Source organism: Rathayibacter sp. VKM Ac-2760, from assembly GCF_009834185.1.
Taxonomy (GTDB): domain Bacteria; phylum Actinomycetota; class Actinomycetes; order Actinomycetales; family Microbacteriaceae; genus Rathayibacter.
Genome location: NZ_CP047173.1, coordinates 365465 through 387211, shown reverse-complemented (window position 1 = coordinate 387211; position 21747 = coordinate 365465). Strand labels below are relative to the sequence as shown.

The following is a 21747-nucleotide window of genomic DNA, read 5'->3' as shown; positions in this document are numbered from 1 at the left end:
ACCGTTTCTGCCGACCTCCGGCCTGACAGAAAGCACCCCATGAAAACCAGCACCAAGGTCAACCTCATCGCGATCGGCGCCGTCGTCCTGATCGTCGCGGTCATCGCGGCGATCACGACGTTCCGCCCGTTCTCGCCCTCACGCGAGGAGGTCGCCGCGACGACCGCGGTCCTGGAGGAGAACACCCACCGTCTCGACGTCGCCGAGAACGGGGAAGTGACGCTGGTGGAGTTCCTCGACTTCGAATGCGAAGTCTGCGGGCAGGTGTACCCGACCATCGAGGAACTGCGGGAGGAGTACGCCGGCCGGGTCACGTTCGCGACCCGCTACTTCCCGATCCCCTCGCACCGCAATTCGAAGAACGCCGCGATCGCGGTCGAAGCCGCCGCGCAGCAGGACCGGTTCGAGGACATGTACGACCGGATGTTCCAGACGCAGGCCAGCTGGGGCGAGAGCCAGGACTCCAAGGCCGACGTGTTCCGCGGCTTCGCCGAGGAGCTCGGACTGGACATGGCCCAGTTCGACGCCGACGTCGCCGACCCGGCCACCGCCGAGCGCGTCGACTTCGACTTCCAGGCCGGCCAGGACCTCGGCGTGCAGGGCACCCCCACCATCTTCGTCAACGACGAGGCGATCGACCTTCAACGACTCGGCGACATCAAGGCAGCCCTCGACGCCGCGCTCACCTCGTGACCGGCGTCCCGCGACGCACCCTGCTCACCCTCCCGATCGTCGCGGCCGTCGCACTGACCACGACCGGCTGCACCCAGGATCAGCTGTCGGAGCAGTACCGAACCGGGTCGAACAAGAACTACGTCGCGGGCGATGGGACCGTCATCGAGTGGCCGGCCGAGACCCGGGGCGAGCCGGTGGAGTTCACCGGGCTCAGCGAGACGGGCGAGACGATCACGGCCGAGGACTACCGCGGCACGGTCCTGGTCGTGAACTTCTGGTACGCCGCCTGCGCCCCCTGCCGCGCGGAAGCACCCGACCTGCAGGCCCTGTACGAGCAGTACACCGGGCAGGGCGCTGAGTTCCTCGGCGTCAACGTGCGCGACCAGGCCGACACCGCAGCCGCCTTCGCCCAGACGTACGGCATCACCTACCCCTCGATCGTCGACGTCGACGCGGCCGCGCAACTCGCGTTCTCCGGAGAATTCGCCGCGAACGCCGTCCCCACCACCATCGTCCTGGACGCGGAGGGGCGCCCCGCGTCACGCATCCTCGGACGAGTCACCGCCCGCTCCATCCTCGACACCCTCATCGCGGATGCCATCGCGGAGACGGCCCCGTGAACTGGAGCGAGACCGTCTTCGCCGGCCAGTTGCTGCTCGCCGCGCCCATCGCGATCCTCGCGGGACTGGTGTCCTTCGCGTCCCCGTGTGTGCTCCCCCTCGTTCCCGGCTACCTCGCCTACATCGGCGGGAACCCCGACCTCGCCACCGGAAGCCGCCGCCGACTGCTGCTCGGGGTGGGACTGTTCATCAGCGGCTTCGCCGTCGTGTTCACCGCCTACGGCGCCGCGTTCGGTGCCCTGGGCACGTGGCTGCTGCAATGGCAGGACGTCATCACCCGGATCCTCGGAGCGTTCGTGATCCTCATGGGCATCGTGTTCATCGGCCAGATCCGCTTCCTGCAACGCACCATCAAGCCGCGATGGAAGCCCGCGACCGGGCTGCTCGGCGCGCCCCTTCTCGGCGTCGTCTTCGGCCTGGGCTGGACGCCCTGCTTCGGACCCACCCTCGCCGCGATCTCCGCCCTCAGCCTCGACGGCGCCTCCGCCGGCCGCGGCGCCCTCCTCGGGCTGCTCTACTGCCTCGGCTTAGGGATCCCGTTCCTGCTCATCGCCCTCGGCTTCTCCTGGGCGAGCACCGCAACAGCGTTCCTCAAACGCCACATCCGCACCATCAACCTCCTCGGCGGCCTCCTGCTCATCCTCATCGGCACCGCCATGCTCACAGGCCTCTGGACCGAATGGATCTACCGCCTCCAGAACCTCATCAACGGCTTCGTCACCCCCATCTGACCCCGCCCGTGACGCACCCCCGCTACCTGCTGACCCCGATCGACGAGACGAGCCACCCCGCCGTGCCCAGCACACACCCCGCCCTCGACGCCGCACCGCAGCGCCCCTCACGGACAACCCGCGTCGCGCTGATCCTCGGCGCGCCCCTCGCGGCCGGCGCCGCGCTGCTCGCCCTCGCCGCGACCGGCGCCCTGGACCCCGACCGGCTCCTCATCGACCCCGGCGTCGTCGCCACCCGCGGCCTGCCCCTCGCCCGCGTCCTGCACGACCTCGCCGCGACACTCACCGTGGGCTTGCTCCTCGTCGCCCTTCTCTTGCCCCGCTCGAACCGTGCTGTGGGCGCGGTTCGAGAGACGGCGATCCGGTGGGCATCCTGGGCAGCCGCCGCCTGGGTCCTCTCCGCCACCGCGGTCCTCGTCTTCACCGTCGCCAACGCGATCGGAGCTCCGGTCAGCTCGCCCACGTTCCCCGCGCAGCTGTGGTTCTACATCACCCAGCTCGAGCTCGGGCAGGTCCTGCTGCTCTCCCTCGCCGCCGCCGCGGCCGTGCACGTGATCACCCTGCTCACCTCCGACCGGGCGTGGAGTGTCGCTGCGTTCGCGCTCGCCCTGTTCGCTCTGCTCCCGCTCGCGTTGACCGGTCACGCGGCTGGCGCCGACGAGCACATCAACGCAGTGAACAGCCTCGCCGTGCACTTGATCGGGGTGACCCTGTGGGCTGGAGGCCTGCTCGGTGTCGTCCTTCTCGCCCGGCGCCTCGGCGCGGCCCTTCCCGACGTCGCCGAGCGGTACTCGCGGGTGGCCGGGTTCGCGTTCGCCGCCGTCGCCCTCTCCGGGATCATCAACGCCTCCCTTCGCCTCTCCGACCCCACCGATCTCGCCACCCCCTACGGGACCCTGCTGATCGTCAAGACCACCGCCCTGCTGGCACTCGGCGCTGTCGGCGCGTGGCACCGCGCCCGAGTGCTGCCCGGCCTGCGAGTCGAGGGGCGGCGTCGCCGAACGTTCCTGCGCCTGGCCGCGGTGGAGCTGGTGATCATGGCCGCCACGATCGGTGTGTCCGTCGCGCTGTCTCTCTCTGAGACCCCGATCGGTGACGCGACGGTGAACGATCCCCGCCGCAACCTCCTCGGCTACCCCTACCCCGACCCGGTCACCGTCGCCCGCCTTTTCACCTCCTGGCACCTGGACTGGATCGGCCTTGCCGCCGCCGTGACCGTGGCCCTCTGGTACCTGCGCACCCTCACCCAGCTGCGCCGCATCGGCCGCACCTGGCCTCTCCGGCGCACGATCGCCTGGTGCGCCGGCGCTCTCGTGCTGCTCTGGGCGACCAACGGAGGACCCGGCGTCTACGCCCAGGTGCACCTCAGCACCCTCCTCGGACAGCACCTGCTTCTCGCCGCCGTCGTCCCCGCGCTGCTCGTCGCCGGGAGACCGGTCGACCTTCACCGCGCGAACCGCGCCGCACACCTGCCGCCATTCGCCCTCCCTCGTGCGTCACGCCGGCCCGGCGTTCTCGCGCAGGTGCTGCAGCGGCCCAGCGTCGCCGTGGTGCTGTTCCTCGCGAACCTCGCCGCGTACTACGGCACCGACTGGCTGCAATGGTCGCTGTTCTTCTACCAAGGGCGTGCCGCGATCATCGCCACCAGCATCACCACCGGACTGCTGCTCGCCGCTGCCCTCTCCCGTCGTCCCGGACGCACCAGCGACGCCATCGAGCAACTGCTCGCCCTGCTCGCCGCGGTCGCCGGTCTGCTCATCCTCGGCTGGACGCTGCGCGACACCGGCAGCATCCTTGCGCCGTCGTGGTGGATCGCGATGCTCTACCCCGACGACGCCGTCCTCGCCGATCAGGGCCGCGCGGGCGCGGTCGCCCTCATCGCCGCCACCGTCACCGCCCTGACCACCAGCGCACTCCTCAACCTCGCTCGACGACCCCGACGCACGACGGAGGCCTCCGCATGACCCGCCACCATCACACCCCGCGCCGCAGGGTCCACCGCTTCGCGGTCTCCGCGGTCGCCCTCAGCGTCCTGCTGGCCATCTTCACTCCCGCTCCGGCGATGGCGGCGGCGTATCCGAGTTGGGAGGACGTCGAAGCGGCACGCTCCAGCGAGACCAGTAAGCAGGCGCAGATTGGGGAGATCACCGCGCTGCTCGCCGAGCTCCGTGACAACGCCGACACCGCGCGCAGCGCTCAGGACGCGCGCGTCGCCGACTACGAGAAGGCGCAGGCGACTCTCGACGACGCCACCTACCGAGCCGACGAGCTCCAGGCGGACGCGGACGAGGCGACCGCCCTTGCGGAGCAGTCCCGGAAGCAGGCCGGCCAGCTCGCGTCCACCCTTTCCCGCGCCGGCGGCACGAACCTCACTCTCGCGCTGCTGACCAGCCCCGACAGCGGCAGCCTGCTCGATCAGCTCGCATCGATGACCAAGCTGACGGAGAAGACCGACGCGATCTACACGACCGCCCGCACCGACTCCAACACCGCCACCGCCCTCACCGCTCAGGCAGACATTGCCCGCGACGCTCTCGCAGGCCTCGCGGCCGCCGCGGACGCCGCCCTCGCCGACGCGATCGCCGCGCGCGAGGACGCCGACACCCGCGTGCAGGAACAGCAGGACTACGAGAGCACCCTCCGCAGCCAGCTCGCCGTTCTCACCGAGAACCGCGCCGCGACCGAAGCCGACTACCAGACAGGCGAGGACGCGCGCCGCGCCGCGGAAGCAGCCCGAGCAGCCGCGGAAGCCGCCCGCATCGCCGCCCAGGCCGACGCCACCCGTATCGCCGAAGCTGCACGCGCCGCTGCGCCAGCCAGCAGCACTCCGGCCGGAGGCGCCGCACCCGCAGGTGGCGGGGCGCCGGTCGCCGGCCCTTCTTCCCAGGGGTGGGTGAAGCCCGTCTCCGGCCGCATCAGCAGCCCCTTCGGACCCCGCCCGCAACAGCCCGTCGCCGGCGTGAACCCCTTCCACTACGCGACCGACATCGTCGCCAGCTGCGGAACCCCCGTCGCCGCAGCCTCCAGCGGCACCGTCTCCTACTCGGGCGCCTTCGGCAGCTACGGCAACTGGATCCTCCTCGAGCACGGCAACGGGATCCAGACCGGCTACGCCCACAACTCCACCCTCCTCGTCGACGCCGGACAGACCGTCACCGCGGGCCAGATCATCGCCCTCGTCGGCACCACCGGAGCGTCCACCGGCTGCCACTCCCACTACGAGACCCGCACCGGGGGCGCCCGCGTGGACCCTGAACCGTTCATGCGAGCCCGCGGCGTCACCCTCGGATGATCGCCTTTTCCCCCGCCGCCGTGGGCTCCAATCGTTCACTGATGTCGCCCTCGCTGCGACGTCAGTGATCGCGGCTGCAGTGTCCGGTCCGTATTCGGGTTACCGACCGGACACTGCAGCCGTGTTCTCCTTCGACCACTTCCCTTCTGCGAACATCTGCACGTCGGGCAGAGAGTTGAACAGCGGGTCCGCTGCGAGGGCTTCACGGCAAAAAGGATGTGAGCCCGTAGGGCGACCAACGGCGGCCGGCGCGGCCGGGCGACCTTTTGAGGGCGCTCCGTCGCCGTTGCACGAGCGCAGCTCGCACCTCACGGAACGGGATCCCTGGGGGGTGAGGGGGTCACCCCTCACGGGACGCCTACCTATATAGGTAGGTATCCCTCGCCGTTCAGCTCGCGGCGGCCGTCTCGGTCGCCGCGGTACGGGCTGCCTCAACCTCGGCGGCGGTGTGGTGTCCCTGCACGTCGGCGTAGGCGACTTTGTAGGGGCGGGTCCCGTCGTTCCAGTCGAGAGCGACGGTCACGCTCTTGGGGTTCACGCGAGTGACGACGTGCCAGCCGAAGCGGTGCTTGATCATGTCGCCCTTGTCGATCGTCTCGCGGCTGTGGATCGTGACCTGTCCGGCGGCGGCCTGCTCCTCGCGGACGTCCGACCAGTAGTTGCGCTGGTCTTCGAGCTGCGCGCGCTGGGTGAGCAGTCGCTCCCGGTAGGCGCCGGTGGCGGGGGTGGTCGTCTCGATGTAGCCGCCGCCGAAGTTGTGGGAGCTGCCCTCGATCTTCCGCGTGTAACCGCGAATCTCGGTGTCGAGGCGGTCGATGCGACGGGCGACCATTCCGGGGGCGTAGCGGTGTTCGGTGGTGTGGGCGGCGACGTCGGCGCGGGCGTGGGCGCGGGTGGCTTCGCGGTCGGCTTCGACGCTGCGGCCCATCGCGTTGTGGGCCTTCTCGATCGCGTTGCGGTGTCGCGTCTCGGAGTGGTGGCCGATCTTGATCGGCTCGCCGCCCTCCGGGAGCCGGTCGAACGCGCGGCGCGCGGCCGCGTCGGCGGTGTCGGCGTCGACGGCGCGGCGGTCAGCCTTCGCGTCGAGCGCGTCGACGCGGGCGGCCTGGCGCTCGATGGTCGCCGCCTCCGCCTCCGCGGTCGGGCGGAACGTCTCTTCGGCCTCGATAGTGACCTCGTGTCCGGCGTCGCGCAGGGCGGTCGCGGCGCGGTTGATGGTCCACCACTTCGGGAGGCGGTCGCGGGACTGCGGGACGTACCAGGCGCTGATGGAGCGGCCCCAGCGCCAGCCGGTCGCCTTGAGGATCTCGGCGGTGCCGTCGCCGCGGCTGGTGCCCTCGATGAGGGTTCCGGCTTCGGGGGTGTGGGTGATGGTGAGCATGTCGGTTCTCCTTCTCGGTTCGGGGGTTCAGTCGTTGTCGCGGTAGTCGGCGGGCGTCTCGCTGCGGTCGTGCAGCGCGTACGCGGCCGGGAACAGATCGAGCACCCGGGCAACCGCGACCGGAACGACGACGTAAGCGCCGGAGGCCATGTAGCCGACACGATCCGCGGGCAGGGGCTCCACGGGCTCGAAGTGCTGCAATGTCACCCCGGGAAGCCCCGCGCGGCCCTCGCGGGTGACCAGGTGCACGGCCGGGGTCTGCTCGGTCACCGGGTCGCGGCCACCGGCGCCGACGATGACCACCTGACGGGCGGTCCGGCTGATGCCCTCCACGCCGGGGCTGTGGGTAGCGGTCGTGATGACCTCGGTACGGGTGCCGCGCTGCTGGCTCATGGTGTGTCTCCCTCTAGCTGATCGTTTTTCTTTGCCTCTCCGGCGGGGAAGACCGTTTGAGTGGAGGCGGCGGAGTGACGCCGATCACGGGCGAAATAAGCCCGCAGGGCGCGTCCGGGATCGGTGGCACGCAGCCGCCGGAGCGAAATAGGTTGAGACCGCGGAGAGGTGAAGAAAACGGGTGGAACGGGCCGCGCAGCGGCCTCCAACCCGCGGCGTTCCGTCGCCGCTGCGCGAGTGCAGCTCGCGCCCCGTAACGGGATGCTGGGGAGCGTGAGGGGCCGCCCCTCACGAGCCGGCGCCGCCGGCTCACCTGCCACTCCCCCGCGCAGGTCCCGCGGATCAAATGCTCATGACGTCATTCACTCATTTGAGCTAATGAGTAAATGAGTTAGTGAGGTTCCGGCCAGTGCGACGATGGAGGCATGTGGGAGCTGGCACACCGGACGCGCGCGGAATCGGCATCAACGGTGGTGCGTGGCAGCGCGGCGACGAGCGCCGCGGCGATCGCGGAAGTGCGCGCAGCGATCCCGGAGGATCACGTCATCCTCTACGTGCTCCGCGTCGAGAGCTGAGTCGTTCTACTCCGTTTCGTAGGTTGCGAGACGGCGGGGCATCCTCGGAGCGGTCTGAATGATCGCGGCTGCGCGAGCGAGGTTGGGTCCGATGGCGTCGGCTTCAAGGACGCGGCCGGTGCGGCGGTTCTCTGCTTCGCCCCAGGCGACGGTGCGCTCGTAGCCGACGACGATCACGGCGTCTCCCTTGTGGAGGGAGGCGAGGACGTGCTCGCCCAGCTCGAACTTCGCTTCCACGAAGTGCGTCGTCGGCGCCTCGTGTGCGGTCCACTCTCCCCCGCGGAACTCTCCGGTGTTCTCGATGACGCGCAGCTTCACGATCTGCACTCGCCCGGCCTGTACGGCCTCGGGGTCGGCAGCGAGATTGCCGGTGATGGTCCTCGTGCTCATCTGTCGTCTCCTGCTCGTGCGGTTCGTTCGTCCCGTCGACGTCGACGGGATCTCCCCCGCGGCGTCAGCCGCAGGGGCGTCGATGGGGGGCGGCTCGATGCCCCAGGACGCCAGAGCGTCGCGCCGAGTGACCTCGACCGGCGGCTCGGACAGCGCTCTGCGCTGTCCGAGCTCGGCGCGCGTCGGGCTCGGACAGCGCTCTGCGCTGTCCGAGCTCGGCGCGCGTCGAGGCGTAGGCCGGAAGGCGTCGCTCGTCGCCGTAAGCGGCGCGGTAGAGCCGATCGGCCAGGAAGTCGAGCGCGTCGATTTCTCCCTGCCGATCGGCCTGCCCGGCGAGATACCCGGCCCGGTACTCGTCACTCGAGGCGTCCGGGCCGGTCATGCCGAGTGCTTCTCGATGAGGTCAGGGCGGAAGCCCGACCAGTGGTCCTGGTCGCTCGCGACGACCACGGGGGCGGCGGAGTAGCCCAGCTCCTCCGTGACATAAGCGAGCGCGGCAAGGTTGGTCGTGATGTCCACGACGGTGTACTCGATGCCCTTCTTCTCGAGCACCCGGTAGGTCATGGTGCACTGCACGCACGACGGCTTCGAGTAGACGGTCAGAGCCATGACTCTCACTCTCCTTCCGGGTTGTGCGCGTCGCCCTTGTCGTCGTCGGTCGCGTGCTCCGTGATCCACAGGTCTGCGGCCTCGTCTCGTCCGAATGCTCGCAGGAGTCCAGCCAGCGCGTCGACCTCGCCGCAGGTCAGCCGCGGAGCGAGGTCATTGGCCAGCTCCCCGTGCGAGAACACGGACACGAACTCGGCCAGCGCCTCAGGAAGGGTCGGCGTCTGCATCGTGGTGGTGGTGGTGGCGCTCATGGTCTGTCCTCTCTTCGCCTCTCCCCCACGTTTTTTGCCGTGATTCTCAATCAGGTTTGTCAAGCCAGGGGGGTGGTCTGGCTCGCCTGTTCTTCCTTCTCTCCCAGCATTTTTTGCTTGGAAGGCACGTAGTGCCGAGCAGGGTCGGAGGCGGGAGCGCAACCCGAAGGGCGGCGGAGGAGAGGTTGTCGGCGCGATGTGAGGGAGCGCAGCGACCGCGTGGCGAGAACCTCGGAGGAGCCGGCCGCGCAGCGGCTTGCGTGGACGCCGGAGGCCCGTACGCTGCCGAAGGCTTCCAGGCAGAAATGCGCGCAGCGCACACCACAGCGCCGACCGAGGTCGGCGTCCGCTTGCTCGCGGAGACTTCCGCCGAGGGGGTTCGATCGGCCAGAGGACGAGCCTCTACTGGGAGGCTGTCTGCTCTTGAGCAGGAGCGCGCCGAGTGGCGTCCGCCTCGTGGCGATACAGCGACGCCCGATCCCACCTGACGAGGTGGCCCGGATCCTCAGCAGTAAGGCCGCGGGCACCGTTCCCTGGCGGTCTGCGTGCTCGTTCGCCTCGGTCTGCGCGGGGATGGAGAGCAGAGCGCTGCCTCGGGCCTTCACGCGAAGGAGCGCGCAACGGATCATCGCTCTCGCTGAAGCCGCCCGCCGCGCGGATGCTCTCCCAGCGATCTTCTCGCCTCGTTGAACGTCCGCGACTGCTGTGTCGTGTCCTCGGTGGGACCACCTCGGCCCCCGCACTACAGGAGGCATCATGCTCAAGCGAATCGCGACCACTGTGACGACTGCGGCGTTCGCCGCCGTCCTTCTCGCCGGATGCTCGACGGCCGCCGGCTCGGCCGCCTCGTCGGAAGCGCCGGCCGACAGCCCCTCCGCCACCGCGACGGCCTCCTCCACCGCGACCGCCTCCGCTGAGACGGCGGCTCTCACGACGGCGTCCTCGCCGCTGGGCGAGGTCATCACGGACGAGGCCGGCTACACCGTCTACACGTTCACGAAGGACACGCAGAACTCGGGCAGCAGCAGCTGCTACGACGAGTGCGCCACGACCTGGCCTGCCGTGTCGGCGTCCAGCACGACCGCAGCGGACGGGATCACCGGAGAGGTCGGCTCGATCACGCGCACCGACGGGACGACCCAGCTGACCGTCGACGGATGGCCGGTCTACCGGTTCGCGAAGGACACCGCGCCGGGCCAGGTCAACGGGCAGGGTGTGAAGGACGCCTGGTACGTCCTCCTCCCTGACGGCACGATGAACAAGGAAGCCGCGGCCATGAGCACCGCCACCCCGGCGTCCTGATGCGACGGCGACCCGTCCCCGCGGGCAGCGAAGCGCATCGCCCGGGCGGGTCGCCGGTTCTCGACAGGCAAGGACGGAAAGGGATGACCGGCAGTGATCGAAGCAACCGTGATGAGGGAGCGCGCTGTGGCGCTTCGAGGCGGTGAGCACTGTGCCCCGCCCCGTCGATGAGCTCCTGGCGGCGCTGTACGAGAGTCACGGCCCGGCGTTGCGGCGCTTCGTGCAGAACCTCACTCGGAACGCGGCGCTGACGGAGGACGTCGTGCAGGAGACGATGGTCCGGGCCTGGCAGCGCCCGCAGGTCCTCGAACGTGACGCCGACGCCGCTCGCGCGTGGCTGTTCACCGTCGCCCGCAACCTCGTCATCGACGACGCCCGATCCGCTCGGAGCCGACGCGAGGTGCCGGCGAAGGACGAGGACGGCGGCGGCGCCGTCCCCGATCGCACCGACGCGGTCCTGGACAGCATCCTCGTCGCCGACGCTCTCGCATCGCTGTCGGTGGAGCATCGTCAGATCGTGGTGGACGCGTATTTCCTCGGACACACCGTCCCCGAGATCGCCCGCCGGCACTCCATCCCCGAGGGAACAGCGAAATCTCGATTGCACTACGGACTGCGCGGTCTGCGACTGGCTCTGCAGGAAAGGGGCGTCACCCGATGAACGACCACCACGGAAGCTCTGCGATGGAGGACGAGTACCGCGACTGGGACGCGTCCTACGTCCTCGGCGCTCTCCCCGCGGATCAGCGACTCGAGTACGAGCAGCACCTCAGCGGCTGCGCGGCCTGCCGCGCGGCCGTGGCAGAGCTGGCAGGACTGCCCGGGATCGTCGGTCGCCTCTCGGTCGAGGACGCTCTCGCCATCAGCGCATCGGACGACGGCGAGGAGGCGCCGCCGTCTGTGGTGACGCTGCCCGCCATCGCTCACCGTGTCCGGACGCGCCGACGTCGGCGCCGGCTGGTGACGTCCCTCGCCGTCGCGGCCGCCGTGACCGCCTCCGTCTTGGGCGGGGTCGCACTGGGCACGGGCATCGCGGGCGCTCCCGTGGCGAGCGAGGCGACCCTGGAACCGATGGACCCGATCGCGGCGGATCCCGCTCTCGCTGCGGACATCCAGGTCGAGGGGAAGCCGTGGGGCACCCGGCTGGAGTGGAGCTGCACCTACAGTGGTGATGCGCCCGCCGACGCGGAGTACGAACTCGTGATCACCCGCACAGACGGCAGCACGATCACCGTCGCCACCTGGACGGCGGCCGGGCAGCGCGCCGTCGACCTGGCGGCGTCCACGGGCATCGCCCGATCGGAGATCACCGGCGTCGACATCAGGGTCCGCGGCACGAACACCCCCCTCGTCCGCACCGACACCTGAGACACCGCCCACCCTCAGGAGACACCGCCACTGCCCGCGGTGCCGCGGACACCGGACAGGAGCAGACCATGAGCACCGAGACCACGCCGCTGCACATCACCCGCGAGGGCCCGAGAAGCTTCATCGGCCGCAACGCGCGAGGAGCCGAGGTCCGCATCGGCGGGTCGGAGGCCGACGGCGTGTTCTCGCCCGGCGAGCTGCTGCACCTCGCCCTCGCCGCCTGCGGCATGCTCTCCTCGGACCACCTCCTCGCCAGCCGTCTCGGAGCCGACTTCGAAGCGACCACCGACATCACCGCGACCAAGCCCGAGGGCGAGGACCGCTACGACTCGATCACCGCCGTGATCCGCGCCGACCTGTCGGCGCTCGATCCCGAGCGGATCGCCTCACTGTCCGAGCGCACCCGCCGGGCGGTCGACCGTCAGTGCACCGTCGGCCACACGCTCGAGCACGGCGCGGCGTACACCGTCGACATCGTGGACGACCAGGCCGGTCCCGTCAGCGGTCCGAGGACGGGGACCGTCTGAGATCAGCGCCTCATCGGTCACGAGGACCGGTGCCGACCGAGCCGCGGACGTCTGCCTTCAGTGCCGTCAGTCTGCGAGTCGCCGACCGGATCCCAGACGATTCGCGAGGCGGAGCGCGTTCACGGAGCGGAGGTGCTGGTCGGCGCGGTGACGTCCGTTGGCCGGTGAGGGGTGCGGTGCCGCGAGGACGGGGACGACGCGGGGATCATCGTGCAGGGTCAGGTAGCGCATGACCCCGTCGAGCGCCACGGTCCCGTAGGTGACGACGGCTTCGAGCGCGGGCAGCAGCTCCAGCAGCTCACCGAGCGCGAGCCGGCCCTGCTCGATGTCCGCGGGGCGGACGCGGCCAGGGATCTCCCACGGGATGAGGTTCCATCGGAGGTAGTGGTCGCGGGAGAGTCCGGACTCGATGCGGGCCGCCCGGAACGCGGCGGCGGTGGGCCCGAGGTTGTCTTCACTGCAGACGGCAGCGGATCCCGCGGCGATCGTCCGAGGGCCGGGTGACTGCATCAGCACCAGGACGCGACTGGCGGTGCCGCCGGAGCGGGGATCGAAGCCCGGAACGAAGCGTCCGGTCGCGTCCGCGGTACTCCGCCAGGTCTCGGCGAGGGCGTTCAGGGTTCGGATGTCCACGATGGTCCTCGATCCCGGTCAGGCCGGTCGCGGTGGTGCGAGCAGGGTGCCGCGGATCACGGAACCGTGGAAGGTGCGGGCGGCGACGATGATCCACGCGGCGACCAGGCCGACGTAGTAGAGCACGGCGAGACCGGCGACGACCGTGAGACCGGAGTGCAGGGCGAGGCCGTTCAGTCCGGTGACGCAGGTGCCGACGGGGAACGTGAACGACCACCACGTCAGACTGAAGGGCAGGTGCTCCTTCGCGGTGCGGAGGGTGATCGCGAGGGCGATGACGGTCCAGAGCAGCGCGAAGCCGAGCATCGCGAAGCCGTACACCAGAGCCACGACCAGCAGCGCACGCGCCATGCCGGCGTCCACGACGGTGGGCGCGTTCGAGGCGAGCAGATTCACAGCGGTGATCGACTGTCCGACCGGACCGAGGACGATCCACAGTGTCGGCACCATCCCCGCCGCTCCGACCTTGTGCTGCGCGAGCCGGTTCCAGATCAGGGTGATCACCACCAGCGACGCGATCAGGCTGAGGCCGAAGAAGCCGTAGCAGGACCACAGGAGCGTCTCCCGCGCTTGCCCGGCGGGCGCGTACGGCAGCAGCAATGCGCCGGTGGAAGCGGACACCATCGGCGGAACGATCGGCATCAGCCAGCCGCCGAACGCCGAATCGGGCTTGTTCTCATGCCGGGTGAACGCGAGGTAGGGCACCAGGACCGCCGTCACCAGCCCGCCGAGAGTCCCCGCACCCCAGAGCACCCAGTCGATGGTGACAGCGGCCGGCAGGCCGATCCAGTCCTTGCCGAGGAGGAGGGTTCCCGCGCCGACGGTGAGAAACGCCATGGGAGGCGCGCCGTAGAAGTGCGAAAGCACCGGATTCAGGTGGTGCCTCACCGCTGTAGCGCGGTAGCGGACCCAGTGCAGCCCGGTCGCGACCGTCAGCGCGACAAGCAGCAGCGCGGCGATCGCCCAGACGACGGTGGCCCCGGTCCGCAGTCCGGGGAACTGGAGTGGCAGGGACGCGGCGGCGACCGCGACGATGCCGGTGCCCATGATCGACGCGAACCAGTTCGGCGTCAGGTTCGACACGATCAGTCCCGGATGCTCCAACTCCCGGAACAAGCGCCTCGACCGCGGAGGATGCCCGATCGAGGAAGATGCGCGGGTGAGGGAAGAGGTTGTCATGACTCCAGCCTGAGCATCGCCGGCACCAGCCGATACAGCGATCGTGTTGGCGGGGCACAATGAGTGCTTGTGACGACGCGGCGATTGACGGACCGGATCCTGGATCTCGACACGCTGGAGGTGCTCGAACGCATCGCCGAGGCGGGCTCGCTCTCCCGTGCCGCCGAAGACCTCGGCGTCACCCAGCAGGCCGTCTCGGCGCGTCTGCGGGTCGCGGAGCGCGCCATCGGGCAGCCGCTCGTGCGCCGCTCTCCGACCGGGTCCCTGATGACCGACGCGGGCCGGCTCGTGCTCGAGCTGGCCGGCCCGGTCCTCGAGGCGTCCCGCCGCCTCGAGGCGGGCGCGGCAGCACTGCGACAGCCGACCGGCTCACTGGTCCTCGCGGCGTCGCAGACGATCGCCGAACTGCTGCTCCCACGCTGGCTCCTCGAATTCCGACAGCGCACACCCGAGGTGAGTGTGCAGCTGATCGCCGGCAATTCAGCCACGGTCACCGAGCTCGTGCGATCCGGTGCGGCGCAGCTCGGATTCGTCGAGACACCGGCGTCCACGGCCACGCTCTCCTCTCACGTGGTCACGGAGGACGAACTCGCTGTCGTCGTCGCACCGGACCACCCCTGGGCACGCGCGGCGAGTATCGGCGCCGAGGACTTGGCCGGGACCGCACTGCTGACACGAGAGGAAGGCTCCGGCACCCGGACGACCCTCGAAGCATGGCTCCACGACGCCGGGCTCGCACCCACGACTCCCGCCGCGATCCTGGAGACGACGGCGATCATCCGAGCGAACGCCCGCGCCGGCATCGCGCCCGCCGTCATGAGCATCCTCACCGTCGAAGCAGATCTCGCCGCGCGCTCACTGATACGAGTGCCCCTCCGCGGACCAGCACTCGTGCGACCTCTCCGCGCCATCTGGTCCGATCGCATCGGGTCGTCCGCGGCGGCGTTCCTGGAGATCGCGCACGAGATGCGCTGACCGGTGCACGGCTCGTCGCAACGCCGATCACGCCAGCGGCCGTGTCTGCTCCAGCTGCAGCGATCTGGTCGATCTGCACACGGCGGACGTCATTTCGCGGTGATGGCGAAGAGCCCGCCGATGCCGACGGTGTAGAGCGCGAGCACGATCAACGAGTCGATTCCCATGCCGGCGATGCGGCGGGTGGGTCGGAAGATCAGTCCGACGATGTAGACGAGGGTGAGCAGGGCGGCGAGAGCGGTGAGGTAGATGTCGGACGAGTTCGCCTGCGGGAGGACTGCGGTGCCGGAGAGGACGGTGGCGACGAGGAACAGGACGGGGAGGAAGGCGTTGCCGCCGAAGATGTCGCTGATGGCGAGGTTGTCGTCGCCCTGCTTGATGGCTTGCAGCCCGGTCGAGATCTCGGGGAGGGAGGTGGCGAGAGCGAGCACGGTGGCTCCGAACAGCACCCCTGAGAAACCGAGCTGCGAGGATGCTGCATCACCGGCGCGCTCGAGCACGACACCGGCGAGGAGGGTCGCCGCGGCGGAGATCGTGAACACGATGGTCGCCTTGCGTGTGCTCATCGGGTGCGTCTTCTTCTTCGCGGGGGATGCTGTCGCGTCGGGGGCCCGCCCGTCCTCGTGCCAGGGGAGGTGCTTGCCGGAGCGTTGCACGAGCAGCAGCCCCACGACCCAGAGGCCGGCGATGAGGACGACGTCCGGGGTCAGTCGCAGCACTTCCAGTCCGGAGGGCAGCTGACTGCCGGCGATGACGACGGCGAGCACCGCGACGACCACGAGCCCCTCGAGCACGAGTGTGAGGGACGCGGCACGGTAGGTGAGCGGCTTCGCACCCTTTCCACGCTTGCCGAACAGGTCGAGGACGACGAGGACCACGGTCTGCAGTGCGATGCCGCCGAGAATGTTGCCGACCGCGACGTCCAGGTTCCCGGAGAGCGCGGCGGACACGGTGATCGCGATCTCCGGCAGGTTCGTCGCGACGGCGAGAACGATCAGACCGCCCAGCGCACTCCCCAGGTGCAGACGCGCGTCCAGAACGTCCGTGGCCTTCGATAACTGGATGCCGGCGATCCACACCACTGCGGCGGCGGCGAGAAAGATGACGACGAGAACAACGAAGGGCAGACCATCCATGCAGTGAGTGAACCGCGACAACGACGATCCGAGACCCCTTGCGCCTGAGCTGCTTCTCACCGTCTCGCGCGCGGTGGTCTCCGTGGTGATCGGTTCGACCGCGTGCCATCCTCGACGACACCCCGATCGTCGGGTCGAGCGTGATCCCGCCGTTCGTTCCCGAGGCGCGCTTGGTCAGTAGCAGGCGATTCGGGTACGCCGCAGCGTCCGCGCGTGTACGCGCGGGCAGCTGGCGGGGACCAGACCCGGGAGGAAGGTACCGGTGTCGCCCGCAGTGCATCTGCGACACTCCACTGGCTCCAGCGGACGGCGACCTGACTGCAGGTGCGGGCGGGGCGGCGCGGGTGCACACTGAGATCAACGCAGTGCGTTCCGGCGGTGGGGCTCGCCGGACCCAACCTCGACGACGTCGACAACAGTCCCTATCTCTGTCAGTGGTGTGCGCGGAGATAGGAGCAACTGTGATCCGTACGGCGTCACTGTTCTCCGTCCGAGCGCACGAGGATCGGAAAGGTGCGCGTGATGGCTGAGGACGCGATCGTGGTCGGGGTGCAGGCGGATCAGCCGGAAGCGGTGATTCAGGAAGCGCTGCGCTTCGCCGTGCGTTTCGGGGGGCGGTTGGAGTTCGTGCAGGTGGACACGGGCCGGTACGTCATCGACGGGCAGTTCGGGGAGGATCCGCTGGTCGAGCGGTCGATGCCGTTAGATTCGGATGCCGCTGACAGCAGCGAGGATCCGTTCGATCCTGCGATCCTCGAGCGGCTTGACCGGATCGTCGGTGACCGTGTCCCGTGGCAGACGCATCAGATGGCCGGTGACGTTGCACACGCTCTGGCGACGCTCGCGGACCGTGTCGATGCGGTCATGATCATTGTCGGCACGAAGGAGCCGTCTCTGCGTCGCACCGTGCAGGAGGTCTTCTCCGGCGCCGTCGGCGCCCGTCTCGCTCACCGTCAGCACCAGCCGGTCCTCATGATCCCCCTCTCCCCGGTCGATGATTCGGAGCCGCTGCCCTGGTCCTGACCGAGGTGCGGGCGTAGGCTGACGGCAGTGGCGATGGATCCCGCCCGAGCGTGAGCTCGAACTGCCGCCGAGGCTGATGGTTCCTACCTTCTCGATCAGAGACCAGGTAGGTGACCCATGCCCGCGCATCCCCCGCTCGTCCTCGTGCGCCACGGTGAGAGCACCGGCAACGCCGACGGTCTCTTCTGCGGCGTCCTCGACGTTCCCCTCACCGACCTCGGACGTGACGAAGCGCGACAGGCCGCGACGCTACTGAGGGACGCATCGATCGACCCCGATCTGATCCTCACGTCGACCCTGCAACGCTCCACCGAATCGGCCCGGATCATCGCCGGCGCCCTTCCAGTGCGGCCGCGGATCGTCGCGGCCCAGTGGCGGCTGAACGAGCGCAACTACGGAGCGCTCACCGGCCTGTCCAAAAGCGCCGTCAGAGCCCAGTACGGGGCCGACGCCTTCCTGGAGTGGCGCCGGTCGATGGACGTCTGCCCGCCTGCTCTGTCCGCCGCCGCCTTCGCGCAGCTGCACAGGTCCGCGGCGTTCCGTGGGCAGCCGGCCGAGGCGATGACGGAGACGGAGTCGTTGCGCGACGTCGTCCACCGACTGCAGCCGCTCCTCGAGGAGCGCATCCTGCCCGCCCTCGAGGAGGGCGAGACGGTGCTCATCGTCGGGCACGGCAACTCCCTGCGCGCGCTGCGCGCCCTTCTCGAGGACCTCGACGATGCCGCGGTCCGCGATCTGAACATCCCGACCGGTCAGCCGTACCTGTACGACACCGGGCCGTCCGGGACACCGATCTCGAGGAGCGGACGCTACCTCGACCCCGCAAGAGCCGACCGGGCGGCGATCACGCTCGCCCACGAAGGAGGAACCTGATGAACGCCTACATCAGCCACACCCGCACCAGCATCCACGGATCGGGCGAGTACGTCACCCACCCCGCCGGACACCCGCTGGTCATCACCGACGTCGCCGCACGGCAGATCCTCGACTCCCGCGGCTTCCCGACCGTCGCCGTCACCCTGCGTCTGGACGACGACACCGTCCTGGACGCCTCCGCCCCCGCGGGCGCCTCGACCGGCGCGTTCGAAGCGGTCGAGCTGCGCGACGGCGGCCCCGCGTTCGGCGGACGCGGAGTCCGCTCCGCTGTCGCGGCCGTCGACGGCGAGATCCGCGCCCTCCTGCTCGAGCACTCCTGGACCTCGCTTCGCGAGATCGACGAAGCGCTGCGAGCACTGGATGGAACCGCGAACCTCGCCCGCCTCGGAGCGAACTCCGTCGTCGCCGTCTCCATCGCAGCCGCCCGCGCCCTCGCAGCGCGCACCGGCCTGCCCCTGCACCGGTGGATCGCCGATCACACCGAGGCGACCGCCTCCCTGCCCGTCCCGCACTTCAACGTCATCAACGGCGGCGCGCACGCCGCGAACGGCCTCGACTTCCAAGAGTTCATGATCGCCCCCGTCTCCGCCAGCACCGAGGAGGAAGCCGTGCAGATCGGCGCCGAGATCTATCACGCCCTCGCCGCCCGCGTCCGCACCGCCTACGGCACCTCCGGGCTCGGCGACGAGGGCGGCTTCGCGCCCCCCATCGACCGGCCCGAAGACGCCCTGGACCTCCTCGTCACAGCGATCACCGACGCCGGATACCAGCCCGGCACCAGTGACATCGCGATCGCGATGGATCCCGCCGCGAACGGCTTCTTCCACGGCGACGGCCACTACACCGTCGCCGGCACCGACCTCGACCGCGACGCACTCGCCCGCTACTACGAGAAGCTGATCGCCGACTACCCGATCCGCAGCATCGAGGACGGCTTCGCCGAGGACGACCACGAGGGCTGGGCCCTCCTCGCCCACACCATCAGCGACCGGGTGCAGCTCGTGGGAGACGACCTCTACGTCACCGACGCCGACCGCATCCGCGACGGAGCCCGCAACGGCTACTCCAACGCCGCACTCATCAAGCCCAACCAGATCGGCACCATCACCGGCACCCTCGACGCGATCGCGGCCGCGCACGACGCCGGCATGCGCTGCATGGTCTCCCACCGCTCCGGCGAGACCCTCGACACCTTCATCGCCGACCTCTCGGTGGGAACCGGAGTCGGGCAGATCAAATCCGGCGCCCCCGCGCGCGGCGAGAGGGTCGCGAAGTACAACCGCCTCGTCGACATCGAACACCTCGACCCCACGCTGCACTACGGCCTCACCCACTGACCCGCCCCCTCCCGAAAGGTCCCACTCCCCGTGACTGACGACCGCCACCGTCACCGCCCCCCGGACCCCGACCCCGAGCTGCCGGTCGACAGCGACCTCGACGGCGACGACGCCCCCGACGGGACGCCACGACCCGTGCACCTGCGCCTCCGGTACCTCCTCCTCGTCGCCGCCGGCGGCACAGTCGGGACCGGGGCGCGGGAGGGCCTGACCCTCACCTTCCCCGCCGATCCCGCCTTCGACACCGTCATCTTCGCCATCAACATCGTCGGCGCGCTCCTGCTCGGCGTACTCCTGGAGAGCCTCGCCAGAGCCGGCAGCGACGAAGGCCGACGCCGCACCGCACGGCTGCTACTCGGTACCGGAGCGCTCGGAGGCTTCACCACCTACAGCACCCTCGCCACCGACACCGCCCACCTGCTCACCACAGGACACCCCGCACCCGCCGCCCTCTACGCGCTCGGCACCGTCCTCCTCGGTGCCCTCGCGTCCTGGACCGGAATCGCCCTCGCCGCAGCACTCCACCCGCGACGCACGCAGAGGAAGGTGCCGGCATGACACCCGCACTGTTCCTCGCGCTCTCCCTCGCCGGCGGAATCGGAGCCGCAACACGGCTCCTCCTCGACGGGCTCATCAAAGCCCGCACCGGCGGCGCCTACCCCTGGGGCACCACCGTCATCAACGTCACCGGATCACTCCTCCTCGGCCTGATCACCGGCCTCGCCCTCGCAGGCCTCGCCCCCGAGCCGTGGCGACTCGTCCTCGGCACCGGCTTCCTCGGCGGCTACACCACCTTCTCCACCGCCAGCCTCGAAACCGTCCGCCTCCTCGCCGAAAGACGCCGCCTCGCCTCCGCCACCAACGCCCTCGGCACGCTCCTCCTCAGCGTCATCGCCGCAGCAACAGGACTCTGGCTCGGAGGCGCGCGATGAGCATCATCGATGCACCCTCACCGGCCTCATGCAGAACACCATCACCCGATCCCTCCTCGTCGCCACTGACGGGTCCACCCGCCGAACGAGCGCGACCTCCGCGAAGACCGATGGGAGCTCCAAGGGGTGCCCGCAGCCCGGATCCAGGCCGAGCTCGCCCGGACGCTTCAAACGGCCGCGAGAGCGGGAGCGGTTCTCTTCCTCAATAGCGAATCTGGACCGTGCTGCGGAAGTGGGGTGACGGGGTCGTTCGGCCGGGTCGGGGTGGGGTTGTAGGTGGTCTGGTCACGGAAGATCGCCCAGATGACGTTGATGCGGCGCCGCGCGAGAGCGATCAGCGCCTGCTTGTGCGACTTCCCCTCGTGGCGTTTCCGTTCGTAGAACGAGCGCGAGACCGGGCAGTTTCTCGACGCGATGAACGCTGCCTGGAAGCAGGCGTTCAACAGCCGCCGGTCGTAACGCCGTGGCCGGTGGTGATTGCCGGAGATCTTCCCGGAATCGCGCGGCACCGGGGCGAGACCGGCGAAGCTGGCCAGCCTGTCAGGCGTCTCAAACGCGGCGAGGTCGGTACCGGTCGCGGCGAGGAAATCCGCGGCGAGCCTGCGCCCGAACCCCGGGATGGACACCAGCAGATCCGCGGCCCTGCTGTCCTGCAAAGCGGCGTCGATCTCCGCGTCGAGCTCGGCGACCTCGTCGCGGATGCGGAGCAGATCACGCGCGGACCGGCTGACCAGCCGCGCTGCTGCCCCCTCCCCCACGACGACTGACGTCTGCTCGCGAGCAGCGTCGACCGCTGCCTTCGCCACGGCCGCGGACTTCCAGCAGCCCTGCCCCTTCAACCACGACGCCAGCCGCGCCTCCCCCATCCGCCGGATCGCTCCGGGGGTCGCGTACCGGGTGAGCAGCACCAACGGTCCCCTGGTCGTCGCGTAGTTGAACGCCCCCTCAAGCGACGGGAAGTAGTGGACCAGGATGGCGCGCAGCCGGTTCACGGCCCGGGTGCGATCGTGCACCAGATCCTCCCGGCGCGCCGAGAGCAGGCGCAGCTCCGCGGTGACCTCGTCGGCCTGACGCATCAGCGTCACATCTCGACGGGTCCGCGCCTGGTCGGCGATGATGACCGCGTCCTTCGCGTCCGTCTTCGCCTCACCCCGGTACGCGCCCGAGGCGTGGTGCACTATCCGGCCCGAGATGTAGAACAGCGGCTGCGCATGCGAGCTGAGCAGCGTCTGCAAAAGCCCCGTCCCGCCGTGGTTCAGGTCCGTCGCCCAGGCGACGTCTGTGCCGCCCGGCAAGGACGCGACATCGCCCATCAGGGTCAGGATCGCCGTCTCACGGTTCTTGAACCGTTGCGAGAGCAGCTTGGCTCCGTTGCCGTCGATGACGACGCAGTGGTGTTCGGTCTTGCCGGCGTCGATACCGGCCCAGAGTTGGGGCACGCAGGGTCCTTCCGTTCAGTGGGTGCGGTGCGCCGTGAACGACCATGCCGGCATGTCCTTAAGAGGCGATCTGGTCGCGTTTCTCAATGAGCGGTCGTGCCGT

The 21747-nt window shown here is 69.8% G+C and carries 24 protein-coding genes and 1 riboswitch; of the genes, 15 read left to right on the top strand and 9 right to left on the bottom strand.

All coding sequences use genetic code 11. The features are described from left to right. Positions 1–39 precede the first annotated feature (39 nt). The 5 genes from GSU72_RS01680 to GSU72_RS01660 are packed head-to-tail and all read left to right on the top strand — an operon-like array spanning position 40 to position 5318. Positions 40–693 carry a thioredoxin domain-containing protein gene (locus tag GSU72_RS01680; RefSeq protein ID WP_159983170.1) on the top strand — a complete coding sequence of 218 codons (654 nt, stop codon included), beginning with the start codon at positions 40–42 and terminating at the stop codon, positions 691–693. After that, positions 690–1295: a TlpA disulfide reductase family protein gene (locus GSU72_RS01675; RefSeq protein WP_159983168.1), complete on the top strand. Its 606-nt coding sequence runs from the start codon at positions 690–692 to the stop codon at positions 1293–1295. Before GSU72_RS01680 ends, GSU72_RS01675 begins: the two co-directional genes overlap by 4 nt. After that, positions 1292–2026: a cytochrome c biogenesis protein CcdA gene (locus GSU72_RS01670; protein ID WP_159983166.1), complete on the top strand. Its 735-nt coding sequence runs from the start codon at positions 1292–1294 to the stop codon at positions 2024–2026. Before GSU72_RS01675 ends, GSU72_RS01670 begins: the two co-directional genes overlap by 4 nt. A gap of 8 nt (positions 2027–2034) precedes the next feature. Continuing rightward, a complete protein-coding gene (locus GSU72_RS01665) occupies positions 2035–3990 on the top strand; it encodes a cytochrome c oxidase assembly protein (RefSeq protein ID WP_159983164.1) in 1956 nt (651 codons plus the stop codon). After that, positions 3987–5318: a M23 family metallopeptidase gene (locus GSU72_RS01660; protein WP_159983162.1), complete on the top strand. Its 1332-nt coding sequence runs from the start codon at positions 3987–3989 to the stop codon at positions 5316–5318. The genes GSU72_RS01665 and GSU72_RS01660 overlap by 4 nt, the downstream gene beginning before the upstream one ends. A 388-nt stretch (positions 5319–5706) precedes the next feature. Here GSU72_RS01660 and GSU72_RS01655 read toward each other — a convergent pair whose 3' ends face one another. From GSU72_RS01655 to GSU72_RS01635, 5 genes are all read right to left on the bottom strand, one after another. Further along, on the bottom strand, positions 5707–6699 hold the full coding sequence (locus GSU72_RS01655) for a DUF3560 domain-containing protein (protein ID WP_159983160.1): 993 nt from the start codon (positions 6697–6699) through the stop codon (positions 5707–5709). 27 nt (positions 6700–6726) lie between these two features. Further along, complete coding sequence (locus tag GSU72_RS01650) at positions 6727–7092, bottom strand: hypothetical protein (RefSeq protein ID WP_159983158.1); 366 nt, start codon at positions 7090–7092, stop codon at positions 6727–6729. Between the two features lie 581 nt (positions 7093–7673). Then, positions 7674–8057, bottom strand: a complete 384-nt coding sequence (locus GSU72_RS01645; RefSeq protein WP_159983156.1) for a single-stranded DNA-binding protein — start codon at positions 8055–8057, stop codon at positions 7674–7676. 378 nt (positions 8058–8435) lie between these two features. After that, a complete protein-coding gene (nrdH, locus tag GSU72_RS01640; RefSeq protein ID WP_159983154.1) occupies positions 8436–8666 on the bottom strand; it encodes a glutaredoxin-like protein NrdH in 231 nt (76 codons plus the stop codon). Positions 8667–8671: 5 nt separating this feature from the next. Next, on the bottom strand, positions 8672–8917 hold the full coding sequence (locus tag GSU72_RS01635; RefSeq protein WP_208545126.1) for a hypothetical protein: 246 nt from the start codon (positions 8915–8917) through the stop codon (positions 8672–8674). Positions 8918–9673: 756 nt separating this feature from the next. On the opposite strand from GSU72_RS01635, the gene GSU72_RS01630 reads away from it, so the two are divergent. The 4 genes from GSU72_RS01630 (at position 9674) to GSU72_RS01615 (ending at position 12114) form a co-directional block, all read left to right on the top strand. Beyond that, the gene (locus GSU72_RS01630; protein WP_056865924.1) at positions 9674–10219 is read left to right on the top strand and encodes a hypothetical protein; all 546 of its coding nucleotides are present in this window, start codon (positions 9674–9676) and stop codon (positions 10217–10219) included. 151 nt (positions 10220–10370) lie between these two features. Then, positions 10371–10880 (top strand): sigma-70 family RNA polymerase sigma factor, encoded by a 510-nt coding sequence (locus GSU72_RS01625; protein WP_056865923.1) that lies wholly within the window; start codon positions 10371–10373, stop codon positions 10878–10880. After that, positions 10877–11587, top strand: coding sequence for a zf-HC2 domain-containing protein (locus GSU72_RS01620; RefSeq protein WP_159983152.1), 711 nt, complete (start codon positions 10877–10879; stop codon positions 11585–11587). Before GSU72_RS01625 ends, GSU72_RS01620 begins: the two co-directional genes overlap by 4 nt. Positions 11588–11655: 68 nt before the next feature. Next, positions 11656–12114 carry an OsmC family protein gene (locus tag GSU72_RS01615; RefSeq protein WP_133961397.1) on the top strand — a complete coding sequence of 153 codons (459 nt, stop codon included), beginning with the start codon at positions 11656–11658 and terminating at the stop codon, positions 12112–12114. 66 nt (positions 12115–12180) lie between these two features. Here GSU72_RS01615 and GSU72_RS01610 read toward each other — a convergent pair whose 3' ends face one another. Both GSU72_RS01610 and GSU72_RS01605 read right to left on the bottom strand, forming a co-directional pair. After that, a complete protein-coding gene (locus tag GSU72_RS01610; protein ID WP_243588143.1) occupies positions 12181–12747 on the bottom strand; it encodes a uracil-DNA glycosylase family protein in 567 nt (188 codons plus the stop codon). Between the two features lie 18 nt (positions 12748–12765). Then, entirely contained in the window at positions 12766–13830 is a 1065-nt protein-coding gene (locus GSU72_RS01605) for a TDT family transporter (protein WP_243588142.1), read from the bottom strand. Between the two features lie 180 nt (positions 13831–14010). Here GSU72_RS01605 and GSU72_RS01600 point away from each other — a divergent pair, with 180 nt between their 5' ends. Next, the gene (locus tag GSU72_RS01600) at positions 14011–14901 is read left to right on the top strand and encodes a LysR family transcriptional regulator (protein WP_243588141.1); all 891 of its coding nucleotides are present in this window, start codon (positions 14011–14013) and stop codon (positions 14899–14901) included. An 89-nt stretch (positions 14902–14990) separates the two neighbouring features. Here GSU72_RS01600 and GSU72_RS01595 read toward each other — a convergent pair whose 3' ends face one another. Next, positions 14991–16037 carry a sodium:calcium antiporter gene (locus GSU72_RS01595; protein ID WP_159983149.1) on the bottom strand — a complete coding sequence of 349 codons (1047 nt, stop codon included), beginning with the start codon at positions 16035–16037 and terminating at the stop codon, positions 14991–14993. A gap of 522 nt (positions 16038–16559) precedes the next feature. On the opposite strand from GSU72_RS01595, the gene GSU72_RS01590 reads away from it, so the two are divergent. From GSU72_RS01590 to crcB, 5 genes are all read left to right on the top strand, one after another. Further along, a complete protein-coding gene (locus tag GSU72_RS01590; RefSeq protein ID WP_159983148.1) occupies positions 16560–17060 on the top strand; it encodes a universal stress protein in 501 nt (166 codons plus the stop codon). 20 nt (positions 17061–17080) lie between these two features. Beyond that, positions 17081–17153, top strand: a riboswitch (Fluoride riboswitch). Between the two features lie 24 nt (positions 17154–17177). Further along, positions 17178–17933, top strand: a complete 756-nt coding sequence (locus tag GSU72_RS01585; protein ID WP_159983147.1) for a 2,3-diphosphoglycerate-dependent phosphoglycerate mutase — start codon at positions 17178–17180, stop codon at positions 17931–17933. Beyond that, entirely contained in the window at positions 17933–19273 is a 1341-nt protein-coding gene (gene eno / locus GSU72_RS01580; protein WP_159983146.1) for a phosphopyruvate hydratase, read from the top strand. The genes GSU72_RS01585 and eno overlap by 1 nt, the downstream gene beginning before the upstream one ends. 30 nt (positions 19274–19303) lie before the next feature. Next, on the top strand, positions 19304–19831 hold the full coding sequence (locus GSU72_RS01575) for a CrcB family protein (protein ID WP_243600778.1): 528 nt from the start codon (positions 19304–19306) through the stop codon (positions 19829–19831). After that, a complete protein-coding gene (crcB, locus tag GSU72_RS01570; RefSeq protein WP_159983145.1) occupies positions 19828–20205 on the top strand; it encodes a fluoride efflux transporter CrcB in 378 nt (125 codons plus the stop codon). Before GSU72_RS01575 ends, crcB begins: the two co-directional genes overlap by 4 nt. A gap of 167 nt (positions 20206–20372) precedes the next feature. Here the strand turns inward: crcB and GSU72_RS01565 are convergent, their stop codons facing one another. Next, the gene (locus tag GSU72_RS01565; RefSeq protein ID WP_244255929.1) at positions 20373–21644 is read right to left on the bottom strand and encodes an IS110 family transposase; all 1272 of its coding nucleotides are present in this window, start codon (positions 21642–21644) and stop codon (positions 20373–20375) included. Positions 21645–21747 lie beyond the last annotated feature (103 nt).

Coding starts and splice junctions, on each gene's coding strand:
- GSU72_RS01585 (WP_159983147.1), top strand. CDS start 17,178: ATGCCCGCGCATCCCCCGCTCGTCCTCGTGCGCCACGGTGAGAGCACC.
- GSU72_RS01635 (WP_208545126.1), bottom strand. CDS start 8,917: ATGAGCGCCACCACCACCACCACGATGCAGACGCCGACCCTTCCTGAG.
- nrdH (WP_159983154.1), bottom strand. CDS start 8,666: ATGGCTCTGACCGTCTACTCGAAGCCGTCGTGCGTGCAGTGCACCATG.
- GSU72_RS01645 (WP_159983156.1), bottom strand. CDS start 8,057: ATGAGCACGAGGACCATCACCGGCAATCTCGCTGCCGACCCCGAGGCC.
- GSU72_RS01595 (WP_159983149.1), bottom strand. CDS start 16,037: ATGGATGGTCTGCCCTTCGTTGTTCTCGTCGTCATCTTTCTCGCCGCC.
- GSU72_RS01615 (WP_133961397.1), top strand. CDS start 11,656: ATGAGCACCGAGACCACGCCGCTGCACATCACCCGCGAGGGCCCGAGA.
- GSU72_RS01650 (WP_159983158.1), bottom strand. CDS start 7,092: ATGAGCCAGCAGCGCGGCACCCGTACCGAGGTCATCACGACCGCTACC.
- GSU72_RS01620 (WP_159983152.1), top strand. CDS start 10,877: ATGAACGACCACCACGGAAGCTCTGCGATGGAGGACGAGTACCGCGAC.
- GSU72_RS01660 (WP_159983162.1), top strand. CDS start 3,987: ATGACCCGCCACCATCACACCCCGCGCCGCAGGGTCCACCGCTTCGCG.
- eno (WP_159983146.1), top strand. CDS start 17,933: ATGAACGCCTACATCAGCCACACCCGCACCAGCATCCACGGATCGGGC.
- GSU72_RS01655 (WP_159983160.1), bottom strand. CDS start 6,699: ATGCTCACCATCACCCACACCCCCGAAGCCGGAACCCTCATCGAGGGC.
- GSU72_RS01630 (WP_056865924.1), top strand. CDS start 9,674: ATGCTCAAGCGAATCGCGACCACTGTGACGACTGCGGCGTTCGCCGCC.
- GSU72_RS01590 (WP_159983148.1), top strand. CDS start 16,560: ATGGCTGAGGACGCGATCGTGGTCGGGGTGCAGGCGGATCAGCCGGAA.
- crcB (WP_159983145.1), top strand. CDS start 19,828: ATGACACCCGCACTGTTCCTCGCGCTCTCCCTCGCCGGCGGAATCGGA.
- GSU72_RS01680 (WP_159983170.1), top strand. CDS start 40: ATGAAAACCAGCACCAAGGTCAACCTCATCGCGATCGGCGCCGTCGTC.